This window comes from Luteolibacter sp. Y139, assembly GCF_038066715.1.
GTDB classification, from domain to species: domain Bacteria; phylum Verrucomicrobiota; class Verrucomicrobiia; order Verrucomicrobiales; family Akkermansiaceae; genus Haloferula; species Haloferula soli.
The window spans coordinates 71,911-88,402 of the sequence record NZ_JBBUKT010000004.1 but is presented as its reverse complement, the minus strand read 5'-3'; the positions used below and the strand labels follow the sequence as shown (position 1 = coordinate 88,402).

The window sequence follows — 16,492 nt, the reverse complement described above, 5'->3', positions numbered from 1 at the left end:
CCACACCCCTTACTCCTTCCCATCCCTATCCCTCTTGGCCTCGTCTTTCGAGCCATTGTCGGGCAGGATCTCACGGAGCATCCGCTGGATGCCGGCTTCCGCCATCTCACTGCGCGGATAAATCGAGCGCGCCTTGAGATACCAGGAGAGCGCGGCTCCCACCTGCTTGTCGCGACGCTCCTCGAATTCGCGGGCGCGATTCAACGCTTGGGTAAAGTTTGCCACATCTTTGCCGTTGGACACCAGCTTCTCGATCTCAACTCCGAGATTCGGATCATCCGGGAATTCCTTGCGCAGCGCCGCGAGCTGTTCCCACGCCGCCACATTCTGCTCCATCTTGCTGAACTCCTTCGCCTTGCCGAGCGCACCCTCGATGCGGGTCAGGTTGGTGATGATCTGCTTGAAGGCATCCTCGCGCGCGGCATCGCCCGCGATTGCCGGTGCCAGTTCATACTGGCGGCGGAAGACCTCGCGGTAGTTCTTCTCGCTGAGCAAGCGGTCGAAATCGTTCTTCGCCACCGCCATGCCGCCGCCCGCTTCCACGAGCTTGTCGAACTCGGCCAGCTTGGGATTCTGCGGCCATACCTCCATGGCGTTCTTGATCTCCAGCGCGGCCTTCTCGTTGTCGCCCTTGGAGGCAGCGAGCTTGGCGGCATCGATGTGCATGCTGCTGACCCGCGTGTAGGTCGCGATCGCGGCCTCCGGCTTGGTCGCATCGAAGTCACCGGACATCGCCTTGAGCTTCTTCGTCAACTCACCCGCGGTCGTGTAGTCCTTCGAATCGATCGCCGCGAGCAGCTTGTAAGACTCACGCACGAACTCGAGCACCTTGCGCTTCTGCTCGCGCGGCAGCGTGCCGATGGCCGGCATGAACTCGCCCACCATGTAGGCTTCGCTCAGGCGCTTGGCCGCACTCTGATACTCCTGCTTCTCCAGCAGGAACGTGAAAGCTTCCACGCCTTGGTCCACATCGCGGATGGCCTCGCTAGCGAGCGAATCGAGCACCGACACCGTCGGGCTGGTGCCAAGGCTCTCGCTGAAGAGCTTCGACATGTCCGACTTCCTGTCGATGTGCAGGTTGCTGTCCCCGTCGTTGAAAATCTGATAGTAGAACCTCGACGCCATCAGCACGTGCTCGAAGCGGCGCTGCACGAAAAATTGCAGGATCAGTGTCTGGTACTCAACCTTCGCCTGCAGCAGCTGCACCTCGCCCTTGGCTTGGTTCGCCTTGCGCATCGCCTCGATCTCCACGACCCGGCGAACGCTTTCTTTATACTCCACCGACTCGGTGCCAGTCCCGGGCTTGGGCTGTGCTCCGCCGCGGGTCTGGTTCTGGTTATTGCCACCACCGCCGCCACCACCGCCGGTTTTCTGGACCGCGCTGAGTTCGGTGCCCTCCGCAATGACATCCGCGTTGTGAATGAGCCGCTTCTTCTCCGTCTCCAGAGCCTCAAGAATCTCCTTGGTCATCTTGACGTCCTTCTTCGACAGCACCGCCGCGTAGATCGCTTGGGACAGCGAATCGCAGAGCTTCGCATCGCCTGGGAAAGTGGACGCCTTCGGCAGCAGCTTCAGCGCCGACGGGAAATCCGGGCCACCTTCATGGTGCGGCGATACCAGTGCCAGGATGTCATCGATCGTCTTCCGATATTCCTGAGCCTTCTCCGAATTATCCTCCGGCTGGTTGAGGTAGCGCTCGAAGCGTGCGGAGAACAGCCGGTTGTCGGAGGCCGCCCACGTGTGGCCATTCCACGAAACGGTCTCCGCGGACGGATCGAAGAACGGCAGGTCGTTCCCCATCGGACTCGACTGCTTTTTCTCCTCCGGCTGGCGCTGGATCACCGTGTCATCCGACTTCTGCGGCGCCGGAGGATTGGTCACTTTCTCGCGGGCATCAGGATGCAGCACCTGGCCCGGCGCAATGACGGTGGTGGCGAGCAGGGCAAGGGATAGGAAGGATTTCATGGCGGGACGATCCATCAGAGGGGGTTGATGCCGGTGGCGACCGCGATGCCGGCTTCGCGGATGCGGACTTTCATGCGGTAGCGCTGCGCACGCTCGATGTTGAACTTCGTCAGGTTGGCCGGAATCTCGACGGGGAGGAACTGGTCCCCCGTGCGGTCGTTGACCTTCAGGCTCACCACTTGGTTTGGACTGTCGCCATGGTAGAATTTCTCATCCACGGTTCCCTCCACCACATATTCGTTATCCCGCAGGGACACGCCGTCCATCACATCTGACATGTTGATGGTGGCCATGTTCGGGTAGCTGTCGTTCCGCTTCCCGAGGAGGGCCTTGCCGCCGAAGAAGGCGACAGCCACAGCAGCAGCGATCCCGATCAAAAGACCGGGCTTGATTCCAGAACTGGCGCGTCGAGCCATGATACAGTGGTGGGTTTCGTTAAAAGCTCAGTCCTTAACGTTCCCGGTAAGCGCAAGTTTCCACGATTTTCCGGGCGTTTCACGACTTTTTACAAATTACGACTGGCCCCCGGCGAAAGACCCGGACGATCTACGCAAAATCCCTCAATCCCACTGGTGCCGTCGGGTGCCAATCCAAGCCGCGATCAGGCCCGCAGCCACATGGAAACCAAGGGTATAAATGCACGTCTGCTGGGCGGAAATCGAGGTGCTGATCACCGTCTTGACCGCCTCCAGCACCTTCGGCTCCAGCGCCCCCACGCTACCCGACCATGCCCAATAAGCGGAAATGAATGGCCGCGTGATCCCCTCGATCGAGGACGGCAAGGCCAGCACCGCGCCCGACAGCGGAAGCTGGAACCCGACGAGATAAATCGACAGCAGCGATGCCTGCTCTGCCGTCCGCATCAGCGCTGAGATCCCGAGACAAATCGCGGTCATGCCCCCATTCACCAACAGCAGGAAGATGATATGGCTCTCGAACCCTCCCGCGCCTCCTCGAAACGGCGCGAACAAGTTGACGAAGACCGCCATCCATAGCGACTGCGCCAGTACCAGACAGGCGAGGAAGGTGATCTTGCTGGCCAGATAGGCGGTGGGCCTCAAGCCCCCGAACTTCTCCTTCTCAAAGATCGGTCGCTCGCCGGCGATCTCGCGGGCCGAGTTGTTCGAGGCCATCAGCGACAGCAGGATCACCTGGAACATGATGATCCCCGAGACCGCGGAGCCGACCTTCACCTGATCTTGCTTCACCGTTGCCGACTCCCTGATATCAGCCTCGATATTGGTCTTCCGCGTGTCCGAAAGGTTCGCAATCTGCCCGTTGGCATTGTCCTTGAACAGGGTCACCAGCACTGGAAAGCACAGGATGATGGCTAGCTGGAGAAACAGCTGCCCCCGGTCCCGGAAAAAGATCCGCCACCGCCGCGACAGCAGCGTGGTGAACTGCGCGAAGAACCCCGGAGTGCGGATCTTCTCCCCCTGAGGCTTCTCCTTTTCCTGCTCCTTGTCCTTCTCCTGATCCCTCTCTTCTTCCGCCGTCGGCACCAGCTCGGGAACCACCGGCAAGTGCAGCCCGCCGGAATCGACCAGCTTGGTCCGGTTCCGGTCCAGCTTCGAGTAGTACGGCCCGCGATGCTTCATCCACGAGCTCTGCCAGCGCTCGGAGGTCTGGGTGGCGAGCTTGGGATAAACCTCCTCGGTGTCGTGGACCGAGAAATAGTGGTTCAGCTGGTCCGGCGGGCCGTGGTAGGCCACCCGCCCCTCGTGCAGCACCAGGATGGAATCGTAGAGTTCAAGATGCGCCAGCGAGTGCGTGACCGACAGCACGATCCGCCCCTCCCGGCGTGACAGGTCATGCAACAGCCGCACGATCTCCCGCTCCGACCTTGGATCGAGACCGCTCGTCACCTCGTCGCAAAGCAGCAGCTTCGGATCGGACACCAGCTCCATCGCCAGCCCCAGACGGCGCTTTTGGCCACCGGAAAGCACCTTCACCTGACGATCCGCGATCGCCGTCAGCCCGGTCTCCTCCAGCACCCGGTCGATCCGGCCGTCGAGCTCTTCCGTATCCCGCGTCCTTACCCGCAGGCGGGTTGCGGCCTCCACCGACTCGTCCACCGTGAGCGGATCGTAGGCGATCGAGAATTGCGGCACGTAGCCGATCTCGGACGGATCAAGGTCACCCTCCTCCGAGAGATTCCGCCCCTCCCAGAACAGCGCCCCGGCAGACTCCGGGTTCAGGCCCGCGATGGTCTTCAGCAGGGTCGTCTTGCCGCAACCCGAGGGCCCGACGATTGCCATGAAGTGCCCGCGGGGGACATTGATGGAGACCTTGTCGACGAGGTTCACGTCCTCGCCGTCCTTTTTGATGGTGAAACTAACTTCCTTGAGCTCGAGCACGGGGCCAGTCGGGTGAATGAATTTGAATGGCTACGGAAGAAAGCTGCACTTTTACGCAAGGGCGAGAAAGAAACCGCAAACCGGATTTCCCGCCGCTCAGGCCAGGTGATCCTCAAAGGACGGCGTGTAGAGCGTCCAGTGCAAGAGCAGCACTACCCCCAGCAGCATCAAGGACCCGGCGGCATACACGCCATAGCCTGCCCGGCTGCCATTGATCGCAATGTCGATCACGCCCGCCTGGAGCAGCGGAGCCACCAACATCGCGGCACACGCCAGATAGCCGACCGCGAATGCTGCCACCGCCACGGTCCGGCCGAGCCGATAGCCCATGATCATTCCGATCCCCGCCGGCAGGCACAGGAAGCCTCCTAGCAGGAGCAGCATCGGCCACCATCCTCCCGGGTGCCTGTAGCCACCGGTCAGCAGCAGGCCGCCAAGGCCCCAGCCAAAGACACATCCCACCAGGCAGAGGGACAGGCAAATGATCACAACCCGTTTCGACACGGCGGGAAAACTAACAAAATCCGCCCCCTGCGTCTCCGGGAAAATCAGCCGCCTGGTGGAACCCGGGAATCACTCGACAGGCACGATCCGGATCTTCCCCGCCGGCTGCTTCATCGTCTCGGAAAGCGTCGTCCCCACCGCCCTCGGCGCTTCCGCCGGGGTCTGGTCCAGCGCGTTCTTGAGCGCCCCTTCCACCAGCTGTCCGCAATGGATCTTCATCGGCGGCAGCGGCCCAAGGTCACCGGTCAGCTCATTCGCCGACAGCTCGCGCGCTTCCTCCGCCGTCTTCCCTTTCAGCAACTCCGTCGCCATCGACGCCACCGCGATCGCCGTCTGGCAGCCGAAGGACTGGAACGACGCCCGGTCGATCACCTTCTTCCCGTCCTTCTCGGTGAATTTCAGCCACATCCGCAGCATGTCCCCGCAATCCGGCGAACCGACCGTCCCGACCGCATCCGCGTCAGCCAGCTCGCCCTGGTTCTTCGGTGACGAAAGTGCCTCGCGGACTTTTTCTTCGAAATCGCTCACGGAGTGACGATGCACCGGAAAGGCAAAATGCCGAATGCAGAATTTCCGGATGCCGGAATCGCCTTCCTCCACCTTCGGAAATTCCACATTCGGCATTCCCAACCTTGCCAAGCCCCGCCCCACCGGAAAATCTAACGCAACCCCCACCGAGTTCCCTCGCCCGAGCAACGAGGCATGCACTTCCTAGGAATCGAAATCGGCCACGCCGCCACCCGCGTGGTGGCATTGGACCTCGAAGCCGCCACCGTCGCGGCCGAAGCCGTGGCCGCCCATACCTGGGTCGAGGGGCTGCCGGACGGCTATCGCGAGCAGGACCCGGCATCGTGGATCGCCGCCGCCGACCAGGCGATGCGCCAGGTCCTCGAAACCCTCGGCGATGCCCGCGGCGCAGTCGCCGGCATCGGCATCACCGCCCCCACCGGCGGGATGGTCGTCCTCGACGAAAACAACCGCATCGTCCGCCCTGCCAAGCTCGGCATCGACCGCTCCGCCCAGCGCCAGGCCGACGAAATCGCCCGCGCCTTCGGCGGTGCCCCCGGCCTCATCGAGCTCTGCGGCAATCCCATTGACGCCGGCTCGCTTGCCGCCCAGTGCCTCTGGCTGAAGCAGCACGAGCCCTACCATTTCCAACGCGCGGCGCGGCTGATGACGCCGCAGGATTTCATCGGCTACTGGCTGACTGGCGAGGCCGGCATTGAGGCTGGCTCCGCCGCCACCACCGGCCTCTTCAATGTCCCGCAGCGGAAATGGAGCGGCGAGCTAATGGAGTTCATCGACTCGCGCGTGTTCGACATGCTGCCGCCCGGCATTTCGCCGATGCAGCCACGCGGCCAACTTCGTCCCGCCCTCTGCCGCTCGTGGGGACTGCCGGATAGCGTCATCGTCGCTCCGGGTTCCGGAGCCGCCGCCCTCGCCGCCCTCGCGGTCGGTGCCGCGGGAAATGGCGCCGTGGTCGCCGATCTTTCCGCCGATGGCTCGCTTTCCGCCGTTTCCGATCGCCCGACCGTGGATTTTCAAGGCGAGGCCTCCATCCTCTGCGATGCCTCCGGCCGCTGGCTGACCCGCATGGGCATGGCCAATGCCGTCTCCGCCCTCGAACTCGTTCGCCGCCACTACGGCTGGTCCGCCGCCGAATTCGAAAAAGCCCTCGCCAGCACCGAAGCGGGAGCAGACGGCCTGCTCTTCCTCCCCTACCTCCGCGGCGAAATCACCCCGCGCCTGCCGGATGCCTCCGGCGTCCTCCACGGCGTCACGCTGGACAATTTCACTCCCGGAAATCTCGCCCGCGCCTCTGCGGAAGGCCTCGCCCTCGGCTTCGGCTACGGCTTCAGCCGCCTCCGCGACCTCGGCTTCGAGCCCGCCGGAGTCCGCGTCAGCCGCGATGCAGGACCAGCCTTCCACCAGCTTCTCGCGGACGTCTTTGGCGTTCCCGTCGCCTCCGTGGCGGTCAGTGGCGGCTCCCTGCTCGGCGCCGCCATGCAAGCGGCGGTCGTCTATTTCCGCCTCAATGGCGAGTCCCTCGGCTTCGACGAAATCGCCGGCTACATCGTCACCATGGACGATTCCACCCGCCGCGATCCCGATCCGCAGCGGCACGAGTTCTACCAGGACCTGCTGGCCCGCCAGCAGTACCTCGTCGAGACCCTCCACGCGGGAGGTTTCCTGTAATGGCTGGCGACCGCTCCGAGGTTCGCGAAAGCGACAAGGCCACCAAGCTCGGCACCTTCGCCGGCCGGTTGATGCAAGCGTGGTGCTCCACCCTGCGCTTCGAGATCACCGACCGCTGTGAACTCACCCGCCCCGGCGGCATCCCCGGCCCGGTGATCTATTGCCTCTGGCACAACCGCATCTTCACGATGCCCGCCGCCTGGAAGAAATCCTGCGGCAGCCATCGCCAGGCGGTCGTCCTCACCAGCGCCAGCCATGATGGAGCCGCCCTCGCCCGCGCCGTCGGCGTCTTCGGCATCGGCTCAGTCCGCGGTTCCTCTTCCCGCCGCGGCGTCGCCGCCCTCGTCGCCATGCGAAAGGCGCTCCGGGAAAACACCGACGTCTGCATCACTCCCGATGGCCCCCGCGGCCCCAAGCACATCATCCAGCCCGGCATCATCAAGCTCGCCGAAGCCAGCGGAGCCCCGATCGTCCCGATCCACGTTGAGTATTCCTCCTGCCGCGAGCTGAAAACCTGGGACCGCTTCGCCGTCCCCGCCCCCGGCAGCAAGGTGCGCGTCATTTTCGATGAGACGCTTGCCGTGCCCGAGGGGCTCTCCGAAGATGATTTCGAAACGTGGCGCCTCCGCCTCGAGCAGATCATGCTCCGCGGCGCCAAACCTGATTCCGACCACCTACGATGAGTTCCGTAATTGATGGCAAGGCCGTGGCCGCCGCCGTGCTCGAAGAGTGCCGCAGCGAAGTCGCCGAACTGAAAGCCAAGGGCATCACCCCCGGCCTCTCCGTCGTGCTCGTGGGCGACGATCCGGCATCACACGTCTACGTCGGCTCCAAGGTCCGCACCTGCGGCGACCTCGGCATCTATTCTCGCAAGATCGTTCTCCCCGCCGAGACCACCCAGGAAGAACTCCTCGCCGTCGTCCAGGAACTCAATGCCGATCCCGCCATCCACGGCATCCTCGTGCAAAGCCCGCCGCCGAAGCACATCGACGAGGAAGCCATCATCCGCGCGCTCGACCCGCGCAAGGACGTGGACGGCTTCCATCCCGAGAACGTCGCCAAGCTTGCCCTCGAAGATAAGACCGGCTTCGTCCCCTGCACCCCCGCTGGCAGCATGCGCCTGCTCGCCGCCGCTGGCGTGAAAACCGCCGGTGCCGAAGCCGTCGTCATCGGCCGCAGCATGATCGTCGGCAAGCCGATGGCCCTGCTCCTCATGGCCAAGGGCTCGGACGCCACCGTCACTGTCGCCCATTCACGCAGCAAGGACATCGCCGCCATCTGCCGCCGCGCCGACATCATCGTTGCCGCCGTCGGCCGCCCCGAAATGGTCAAGGCCGATTGGGTCAAGGAAGGCGCCGTCGTCATCGACGTCGGCATCAACCGTATCGAAGACGCGACCAAAAAGAGCGGCTACCGCCTCGTAGGCGACGTCGCCTACGACGAAGTCGCTCCCAAGTGCTCTGCCATCACGCCCGTCCCCGGCGGCGTCGGTCCCATGACCATCGCCATGCTGATGAAGAACACCCTGCAAGCAGCGCGGCAGATCGGATAAGGGGTGTCGACGTTCCGTCGACACGGTGTGGACGCAAGTCCACACTCCTCACTTCCCCGCCACCAACGGACTGGCCGTAACCGCATCACCCGGCCGCAGCATCGCATTCGGGCTCACGATCACCTGGCTCTCCGCCTTCAGCGCCGCGGAAGTCACCTCCATCTGTGGACCGAGATTTCGACCAGGCAGCACGTCGATGAGCTTCACCTTTCCGTCCTCTACCACGGACACGAACGACTTGCCATCGCGCAGCACCAACGTGTTGTTCGGCAACAGGTAGGTCCCCGGCGCAGGCGGCAGCTTGAACGCCACCGTGCCAGTGAGGCCCGCCGGCAAGGTGAAGTCCGGATTCTCCAGCAGGAGCTCCACACGCATCGTCCCGGTAGCCGTGTCGAAAAGCTTGCTCGACCGGCTGACCTTCGCCGGAAAATTCCGACCAGGTAGCTCCGCAAACTTCACCGTGGCCTCACTTTCCGGCGTAAGCCGCAGCGCCACATCAGGCGTAGCCGCCACCGCAAATCGCAACTGGTTCAGCCGCACGATGTGAAACATCCACTCGCTCGTGGTGGCCGAATCACCGCGCACGAAATCGCCGCGGTCAATCCGCCGCGCGGCGATGGTCGCCTGGAAAGGCGCCTTCACCACCGCGAAGTTCTTCAGCTCCTCCAACCGGCCCACCTCGGCCTTGGCCGCTCGCACCCCAGCCTCAAGTTCCGCAGCCGAAGCCTGACGCTGCTCCGCCTCCTCCTTCGACACCGCCTGCGAATTCAGCAAACCGGTCGTGCGGTTGGAAGTACTGCGAGCGATGTCCGCCTTGGCAACCGCTTGATCCACCGAAGCCTTTGCGGCCTCCAGCTCGCGATCGATGTCGGGAATATCGATCACCGCCAGCGTGTCGCCCTCCTTCACGCGGTCGCCGATATCCACCGGTCGCTCCTTCACCGTGCCCGTGGCCCGGGAAAAGATGCGCGCCTGCTCCACCGGCTCGGTACGCCCCGGCAGGTCAAACGTGCGTGCCTCCGTTGCCGGAGCCGGAGCTACCGTGCGCACCGTGACAGCCTCCTGGGCAAATGCGGTGGCAACGAAAAGGAAGGGAAGCGTTCGAGCGATCATGGCAAAATTCAAGGGGTGTCGACCTTCGGTCGACGCGATGTGGACCTGCCGTCCACGTTCATCAGGAGGTCGGGGCAGCAAGCACGGCATCATCGAGAGCCTCCTCGCTCTCGTCCTTCTTCGGATAAAATCTGGCGCGCACGAAGGCGAATGCAACCGGCACGATAAACAGCGAAGCCATCGTCCCGAAAAGAAGTCCACCAATCACCGCGCGACCCAGCGGCGCATTCTGCTCGCCACCTTCCGCGTGGCCCAGCGCCATCGGAATCACGCCGAGGATCATCGCCAGCGCCGTCATCATCACCGGCCGCAAGCGCGTCGTCGCCGCTTCGATCGCAGCATCCATCGCGGACTCCCCTTGGTCGAAACGGTCACGGGCGAAGCTGCTCACCAGCACGCTGTTCGCCGTGGACACACCCACCACCATGATGATGCCCATCAGCGCCGGCACGCTCAGCGGGGTGCCCGTCACCCACAGCCCGAACAGCGCTCCCGACACCGCGACCGGCAAGCCGCTGATCGCCACGAACGGCAGCGTCCACGACTGGAAGTTCACCACCATCACCAAGAACACCAGCACCGCGGCAAGGCCGAGGCCACCGATCAGCTCGGAGTAGGCGGACTTCATCAGCGCCGCTTGGCCGGTCAGCTCGATCTTGTTCCCTGGCTTCTGTTGCTTCCGCAGATTGGCCAGCATGCCCTCGAGCTCATTGGTCAAACTGCCGAGATCACGGCCGGATGCATTGGCCACGAGGGTAAAGGTCGGCTGCAAGGTGGTGCGCGAGACACTCGCGGGAGCCTTCTTTTCAATGACCGTGGCGAAGGCACGCAAGGGCACCGGCGCACTCGTTCCGGCAGACGCACGGATAGGCAGGTTGAGCAGCTGCTCGACGCTGTTCAGGTTCGTCGGTGGAGCGATGACTTGCACATCGTAAGCCGCACCCGTCGATGGATCCGACCAGTAGTTCGGGGCCACCGAGCCGCCGCTACCGAGCGCGGCAAGCATCGCATTGGCGACATCCTGCTGCGCAATGCCAAAGGTCGCGGCGCGCGCACGGTCGACGCGGATCGCGTAGCCCGGTTGATCCAGCACCTCGCGCAAGGTCACGTCCACCGCACCGCGAACCTTGGAGAAATCATCGCGCAGCTTCTTCGCAAGCACCAGATTTCCCGGAACATCGCGGCCCATGAAACGGACTTCGAACGTGGTGGGCGCTCCCGATGCAAGCGTCTGGCTGGTCGCATCCGCAGGCCGGAAGAACGACTGAACATCCGGAAACTTCGCCGCGAGCATCTCGCGGATCTTCTCTTCATAGCCAGCGCTCGGCCCGTGCTCCCCATGCAGCTGCACCAGAATCTCGCCATCGGCAGAGGTGACCGAAGTCGTCTCGACGTAGGCTTGGTTGATCGACGATGGCGCACCGATGTTTTCCACGATGAACTGCAATTCATTCGCCGGGATCACCGTGCGGATCTCACGCTGGATGTCAGCCATCGCCCGTGCCGTGTCCTCGACCCGGATCCCGCTGGGAATTCTAACAAACAAGCGGATCAGTCCCGCGTCCGTCTTCGGGAAGAACTCACGGCCTGACTTCCATGCGGAGAAAACACCGATCGACGCGGCGATCAGCACCGGGATCAGGATCACGATCTTCCAGCGCATCAGGAAACGCAGGATGCCGCCTTGGAATTCGGCCAGGCGATCCACACCACTTTCAATGCCGTGATGGATCATTCCCAAGCCCCGCGCAGGCTTGCCCTCGCGCTTCTTCTCCGCCGCCGCTTCCGCAGGCAGGATGATCGAGGCCAGCGTCGGCACCAGCGTGCGTGCCAGCAGGTAGCTCGCAATCATCGCGAACACCACCGCCAGCGCGAGCGGCCGGAACACATACGACGCCGTGCCGCTCAGCAGGAAGATCGGAAGGAAGACGATACAGATCGAAATCGTGGAAACGAATTCCGGGAACGCAACCTCTCGCGCTCCATCCACGATCGCCTGCTTCACCGTCTTTCCGAGCGAGATCTGTCGCTTGATGTTCTCGATCTCGACCAGTGCATTATCCACGAGAATACCGATCGCCAGCGCGAGGCCGCCGAGGGTCATCAGGTTGAAGGTCGCTCCAACCAGCGAGAGGCCGATGATCGAGCACAGCAATGCGAGCGGGATCGAGGTCAGCACGATCAGCGTGGACCGCCATGAACCGAGGAACAGCAGCACCACTGCGGCCACCAGGCCACCCACCAGCATGATCTCATGCTCCACGCCATGCACCGCCGCGCGGACGAAGACGGATTGATCGAAGATCGGCTCGACGCTCATTCCCGGCGGAGCCGACGCGCGGATCTCCGGCATGCGCTGCATGATCCCGTCGATGATGTCCACAGTGGATGCATTGCCGAGTTTCAGGATGGAAATCATCACGGCGTTCTGGCCGTTGAGGCGGGCAACATTCGAGCTCACCGCCTCGCCATCGCGGACGTTGGCGAGGTCGCGCAGCAGGATCGTGCGGCCATCCACCGAGCGAATCGGCAGGTCCAGGAAGCCTTGGATATTCTCCGGGCTGGCGTTCAGCTCGACCGGCAGCTCGCGCCCTCCTTCACGGATGGATCCGGATGGCAGCGTGAGATTCTGGCGTCCCACGGCGGCATTCACTTCAGCCGCCGAGATATCGAAGGCATTGAGCGCCTCGGGGTTAAGATCGACCATCACCTGTCGCGCAGCGCCACCATAGGGCAGCGAGATCCGCATCCCGGGCACGCTTTGCAATGCCGCTCGCAAGGTGAGCCGCGCGTAGTCGAAGAGCTGGCCGCCAGTCATCGTGTCCGACGAAATAACCATCTGCAGGATCGGCACGCTTGAGGGACTCGTTCGAATAATCAGCGGCGGCGTGGTCCCCGCCGGCATCCGCCGGATGATCGTTTGTGACACCGAGGTCGCCTGGGCCAGCGCCGTATTGATATCGACGTAGGCTTGGAACTTCAGCTTCACCAGGCCAACGCCATTCGAGGTCTCGGAGCGCACCTCAAGCAGGTCATCCACGCTGTTGAGCGTCGCGATTTCGGAGAAGGACGAGATCTTCGACGCCATCTCCGCCGCGCTCAGGCCGTTGTAGCTCCATACGATGGTGATCTCCGGGCTATCCACCCGCGGCAGGATGTCGGTGGACATGCGGCGCGCCGACAGCACACCGAAGAGCAGGATCAGGATACCGAGAACGCCGATGGTGTACTTGTAACGAAGGGCAAAAAGAACGATCCACATGACCTGTGAAAGCCTCGGCGGCTAGAGCTGGAATTGACGTTGACCAAGATGCCGCGGATCCGGGCGGTATTCCCGATTTCCCCTTGGGGAGTGACCCCGTGGCAGCGAGATCGAAGCCACCTTCGTTCGATCATGATCAAACGTCTTGTGATTTTTTAGTTTGAAACGACTTTTGGTCAAAATCCGTAGAAGAAGCCCATGAAATCCCTCGCACTCCTTTGCCTCCTCTCCGCCTCCGCCCTCGCCGAGCCCGTGTCCCTCTTCAATGGCAAGGACCTCGCCGGCTGGACCGCCGACGTGCCGGAGGCCGACAAGAAACCGGACATCCAGCCCAGCTTCATCGTCCGCGATGGCAATCTCGTCTCGCTCGGCAAGCCGCTCGGACATCTGGTGACTGACAAGGAATACGAGAACTACCGCCTCACCGTGGAGTATCGCTTTCCCGGCAAGGGCGGCAATTGCGGCGTGCTCGTCCACGCGTCGAAGCCCCGCGCGCTCTACGGCATGTTCCCGCAGTCGATCGAGGTGCAGATGGAGTCGGGCAATGCCGGCGACTTCTGGTGCATCGAGGAAAACATCGAGGTCCCTGACATGGAGAAGCGCCGCCCGATCAAGGGAGACCAGAAGTTCGGCGGCGGCCCCAAGGATGCGCGCAACATCAAGAACCTGACCGACGACTCCGAAAAACCGCTCGGCGAGTGGAATACCATGGTCATCACCTGCAAGGGCGACACCGTGACTGTGAGCGTGAATGGCACCGAGGTGAACGCAGGCACCAAATGCACCGCCTCCAAGGGCAAGATCGCCCTGCAAGCCGAAGGCACCGAGGTTGAATTCCGGAAAGTGGAGCTCGAGTTGGTGCGGTAACTCACGGAAATCTCGCCCAAAGCGACAGCGCCGCTCCGGAATAAGGGGTGTCGACGTTCCGTCGACGCGGCATTGGAGGGACCCACACTTCCCAAGGGCCTGTTCCACGCTTCAGCCACTGGGAGCGCGGAATTCATTCCGCCCGAACTACCCATCCCACCACCAAATCACACCCTCCGCAGCACGATCCCCGCGATCATGAACACGATCGCCGCGAGTCCAGCCCACGGCAACGCACTGGTCCGGATCCGCACCACCGGAATCCCATCCCGCGGCGCTGCTGACGTGAAGCTCTCGACCTTGGCCAACGTCGCATCCGGCTGCCCGGAAAGCCGGTACTCCGCCGGATACCCACGCTCCCAACGCAAGGTCTTCACCTTACCGCGTTCCGGATCATGCAAGCGCAAGGTCAGCCGCTGTGAATCCCCGGGATCAACCCGCACGCGATAACGCCCGATCCCGCTCTCCTCGATCGTCACGGGGAACTCCTTGCCCGTGTCATCCAGCGCGTGCCCGGTCCACGGCACCGAAGAAAGCGCGCGGCCTGCATCATCGGTGGCACGGACATCAATGTCCCAACGACCCCGCTCCTGATGGGAAGCGGTCTCAATCCCCACCGACTCCTCCTTCCGCAATGCCCCACGGAACACCTGCGCCCAGAACTTCCCGCAGCCTTGCCACGCCAGCCACTCGCTGCCCCAGCGCTCGGTCAGATCGCCGGTGAAGGCGATGCCCGTCCCGAGACCGAAGCGCCCCACCGCCAGCAGCGGATCACCCGACTCGACGGCCAAAAGCACCTGCGCCGTCGGCTTCGGCCGCGCCATCACATAGCCGAGCACCGGTGGAAAGGCCGCGTTTTCAAAGCCCGCCATGATCGGATGCTCGGTGACACCCGCCGGCTCGTAGAGGTCCTCTTTGATCGCCGAGCGCGAAGCCTGCATCGTCTCACGCGTGAAGATCTGCGGCACATTCTCCGGCGCATCCGCCTGATAGAAACGACCTCGCCCCGCTTCAGCCATTTGCGACAGCAAGTCGCCAGCCGCACCATTTCCCATCGCCACCGTCGACACGGTCATGCCGGAGTCGGACATCTCCCGGCACAGCTCCACGATGTTCATCGGATCGAACTGGCCGTCCGTCAGGCCGATCACGTGCTTCAGCTTGGCACTCGCACCACGCAGGATATCGCGCGCCTGCACGATGCTCGGCTGCATGTTCGTCCCCCCTCCTTCCGCGATCGAATCAATCGCCGCCGCGACCTGCGCGCGATTCGCCGCCGACGTCAGGTCGAGCACCAGCTGTGGCTGATCATCGAAAGCGATCACCGCGATTTGGTCCTGATTGCCCAATAATTCCGCCGCATTCCGTGCTGCCTGCCGGGCGAGCGCCAGTGGCGTCCCCGACATCGAGCCCGACTTGTCGATCACCAGCACCATCGCCAGCGAGGGCTTCTCCTTGTCCTTCTCGAAACGCGAGACCAGCGGCAGCACCTCTTCCACCGGCGTCTTGAAATAGCCACCGATGCCGAAGGTATTCTCCGAGCCCGTCATGATCAGGCCCCCGCCGAAGTCGGTCACGTATCGCTTGAGCGATGCCATCTGCTTCGGCGAGATCGCCGTCGCCGGCACATCCGCCAGCATGATCGCATCGAAGGCGAGGATCTCTTCAAAGGAATCCGGCAAGCCGCGCGCACCACGGGTTTCCAGCGTCACATCCTGCTCGCGCATCAGTCGCTCGAAGGGCCGCATCTGCGCCGGCTTTTCATGAATCACCAGGATACGCGGCTTGCCGCGGACCGGCAGCGTCATCGACAGGTGATTGTTCGCCGGAAACCAGTCATCATCGGGAACGAGTTCCGCATCCCACACGGTGTCCCCGGAAGTCACCATCCGCACTTCGGCATGACAGGCCGTCTCTTCCTTGGCCGTGAGCTTGATCGACTGCTCGGCGACCGCCACGCCACGGTGAATCAACCGCAGCTTGGCATTCATGTCGCGATTGGACGCCACCTTCACCGTGAAGCGCACCATCTCGCCTTCGAAGGCGAGCGGCGTTCCGGCCTCAATCGAAGTCACCGCCGCTTCCGGCTTGTCGAGCGAACCGAGCTTCACAAAGCGCAGGTCGGTCTTCTCCGACGCAAGCCGTTCGGCGGACTCCGCCACCGGAGTCTCTAACAAACCATCCGAAAGCACCACGATCCGCCGCCCGCGATTCGCCGGCAGGTCAAACCTCGCACCAGCCAAGGCGCCGGCCAAATCCGTGGATGAGCGAAACGCCGCATCACCACGCCCCGCCTCGCATTCCGCGATGAATTTCTCCGCATCCTCGAGACTGCTCCGCTTCAGCTCCCTCCCGAACAGGAACAGCGACCAGGTGTCGCCGGATTTGAGACCTTCGACCGACTTCTTGATCTCCGCCACCCCGCGCCGCATCTCCCCGGGATCCACGGACTCCGAGGCATCTAACAAGAACGCCACGTGCACGTCATCGCTCTTGCGGGTGAAGAAGGGCCGGCACAGCGCCAGCAGCAACAGCAGCAACGCGATGAACCGGCAAATCGTCGCCGCCAGCTTCATCGCAGGCGGCCGGTCCACCAGCGAGCGCCGGTAGACGATAAAGAATAGCGGCAAGGCAATCGCCAGGCCGAGGAGGGGCATCCAGGTGAGCAGTTCCATG

The 16,492-nt window shown here is 63.2% G+C and carries 12 protein-coding genes; 4 read left to right on the top strand and 8 right to left on the bottom strand.

Features of this window, described 5'->3' with window-relative positions:
- Positions 1-9 precede the first annotated feature (9 nt).
- The 5 genes from WKV53_RS11500 to WKV53_RS11480 all read right to left on the bottom strand — a co-directional run bounded on the left by WKV53_RS11500 (position 10) and on the right by WKV53_RS11480 (position 5,354).
- Complete coding sequence (locus WKV53_RS11500) at positions 10-1,965, bottom strand: hypothetical protein (protein ID WP_341404735.1); 1,956 nt, start codon at positions 1,963-1,965, stop codon at positions 10-12.
- 14 nt (positions 1,966-1,979) lie between these two features.
- Positions 1,980-2,381 (bottom strand): hypothetical protein, encoded by a 402-nt coding sequence (locus tag WKV53_RS11495; RefSeq protein ID WP_341404734.1) that lies wholly within the window; start codon positions 2,379-2,381, stop codon positions 1,980-1,982.
- A 144-nt stretch (positions 2,382-2,525) separates the two neighbouring features.
- Positions 2,526-4,322 (bottom strand): ABC transporter ATP-binding protein/permease, encoded by a 1,797-nt coding sequence (locus tag WKV53_RS11490; protein WP_341404733.1) that lies wholly within the window; start codon positions 4,320-4,322, stop codon positions 2,526-2,528.
- A gap of 96 nt (positions 4,323-4,418) precedes the next feature.
- On the bottom strand, positions 4,419-4,826 hold the full coding sequence (locus tag WKV53_RS11485; protein WP_341404732.1) for a hypothetical protein: 408 nt from the start codon (positions 4,824-4,826) through the stop codon (positions 4,419-4,421).
- A 69-nt stretch (positions 4,827-4,895) separates the two neighbouring features.
- Positions 4,896-5,354: an iron-sulfur cluster assembly scaffold protein gene (locus tag WKV53_RS11480; RefSeq protein ID WP_341404731.1), complete on the bottom strand. Its 459-nt coding sequence runs from the start codon at positions 5,352-5,354 to the stop codon at positions 4,896-4,898.
- 174 nt (positions 5,355-5,528) lie between these two features.
- On the opposite strand from WKV53_RS11480, the gene WKV53_RS11475 reads away from it, so the two are divergent.
- From WKV53_RS11475 to folD, 3 genes are read left to right on the top strand one after another with little or no spacing between them, the layout of a single operon-like run.
- The gene (locus tag WKV53_RS11475; protein WP_341404730.1) at positions 5,529-7,022 is read left to right on the top strand and encodes an FGGY family carbohydrate kinase; all 1,494 of its coding nucleotides are present in this window, start codon (positions 5,529-5,531) and stop codon (positions 7,020-7,022) included.
- Positions 7,022-7,705 (top strand): lysophospholipid acyltransferase family protein, encoded by a 684-nt coding sequence (locus WKV53_RS11470; RefSeq protein WP_341404729.1) that lies wholly within the window; start codon positions 7,022-7,024, stop codon positions 7,703-7,705. Before WKV53_RS11475 ends, WKV53_RS11470 begins: the two co-directional genes overlap by 1 nt.
- Entirely contained in the window at positions 7,702-8,574 is an 873-nt protein-coding gene (gene folD, locus WKV53_RS11465) for a bifunctional methylenetetrahydrofolate dehydrogenase/methenyltetrahydrofolate cyclohydrolase FolD (RefSeq protein WP_341404728.1), read from the top strand. The genes WKV53_RS11470 and folD overlap by 4 nt, the downstream gene beginning before the upstream one ends.
- A gap of 48 nt (positions 8,575-8,622) precedes the next feature.
- Here folD and WKV53_RS11460 read toward each other — a convergent pair whose 3' ends face one another.
- Positions 8,623-9,687, bottom strand: coding sequence for an efflux RND transporter periplasmic adaptor subunit (locus tag WKV53_RS11460; RefSeq protein ID WP_341404727.1), 1,065 nt, complete (start codon positions 9,685-9,687; stop codon positions 8,623-8,625).
- A gap of 61 nt (positions 9,688-9,748) precedes the next feature.
- Positions 9,749-12,949, bottom strand: a complete 3,201-nt coding sequence (locus tag WKV53_RS11455) for an efflux RND transporter permease subunit (RefSeq protein ID WP_341404726.1) — start codon at positions 12,947-12,949, stop codon at positions 9,749-9,751.
- 198 nt (positions 12,950-13,147) lie between these two features.
- Between WKV53_RS11455 and WKV53_RS11450 the strand changes: the two genes are divergently transcribed.
- The gene (locus WKV53_RS11450; protein WP_341404725.1) at positions 13,148-13,816 is read left to right on the top strand and encodes a 3-keto-disaccharide hydrolase; all 669 of its coding nucleotides are present in this window, start codon (positions 13,148-13,150) and stop codon (positions 13,814-13,816) included.
- A gap of 167 nt (positions 13,817-13,983) precedes the next feature.
- Here WKV53_RS11450 and WKV53_RS11445 read toward each other — a convergent pair whose 3' ends face one another.
- Positions 13,984-16,491, bottom strand: a complete 2,508-nt coding sequence (locus WKV53_RS11445) for a VWA domain-containing protein (RefSeq protein ID WP_341404724.1) — start codon at positions 16,489-16,491, stop codon at positions 13,984-13,986.
- Between the last annotated feature and the right edge of the window lies 1 nt (position 16,492).

What these genes read in the sequence shown, in the direction of transcription:
- WKV53_RS11500 (WP_341404735.1), bottom strand. Translation starts at nt 1,965, where the DNA reads ATGAAATCCTTCCTATCCCTTGCCCTGCTCGCCACCACCGTCATTGCG.
- WKV53_RS11495 (WP_341404734.1), bottom strand. Translation starts at nt 2,381, where the DNA reads ATGGCTCGACGCGCCAGTTCTGGAATCAAGCCCGGTCTTTTGATCGGG.
- WKV53_RS11475 (WP_341404730.1), top strand. Translation starts at nt 5,529, where the DNA reads ATGCACTTCCTAGGAATCGAAATCGGCCACGCCGCCACCCGCGTGGTG.
- WKV53_RS11470 (WP_341404729.1), top strand. Translation starts at nt 7,022, where the DNA reads ATGGCTGGCGACCGCTCCGAGGTTCGCGAAAGCGACAAGGCCACCAAG.
- folD (WP_341404728.1), top strand. Translation starts at nt 7,702, where the DNA reads ATGAGTTCCGTAATTGATGGCAAGGCCGTGGCCGCCGCCGTGCTCGAA.
- WKV53_RS11460 (WP_341404727.1), bottom strand. Translation starts at nt 9,687, where the DNA reads ATGATCGCTCGAACGCTTCCCTTCCTTTTCGTTGCCACCGCATTTGCC.
- WKV53_RS11455 (WP_341404726.1), bottom strand. Translation starts at nt 12,949, where the DNA reads ATGTGGATCGTTCTTTTTGCCCTTCGTTACAAGTACACCATCGGCGTT.
- WKV53_RS11450 (WP_341404725.1), top strand. Translation starts at nt 13,148, where the DNA reads ATGAAATCCCTCGCACTCCTTTGCCTCCTCTCCGCCTCCGCCCTCGCC.
- WKV53_RS11445 (WP_341404724.1), bottom strand. Translation starts at nt 16,491, where the DNA reads ATGGAACTGCTCACCTGGATGCCCCTCCTCGGCCTGGCGATTGCCTTG.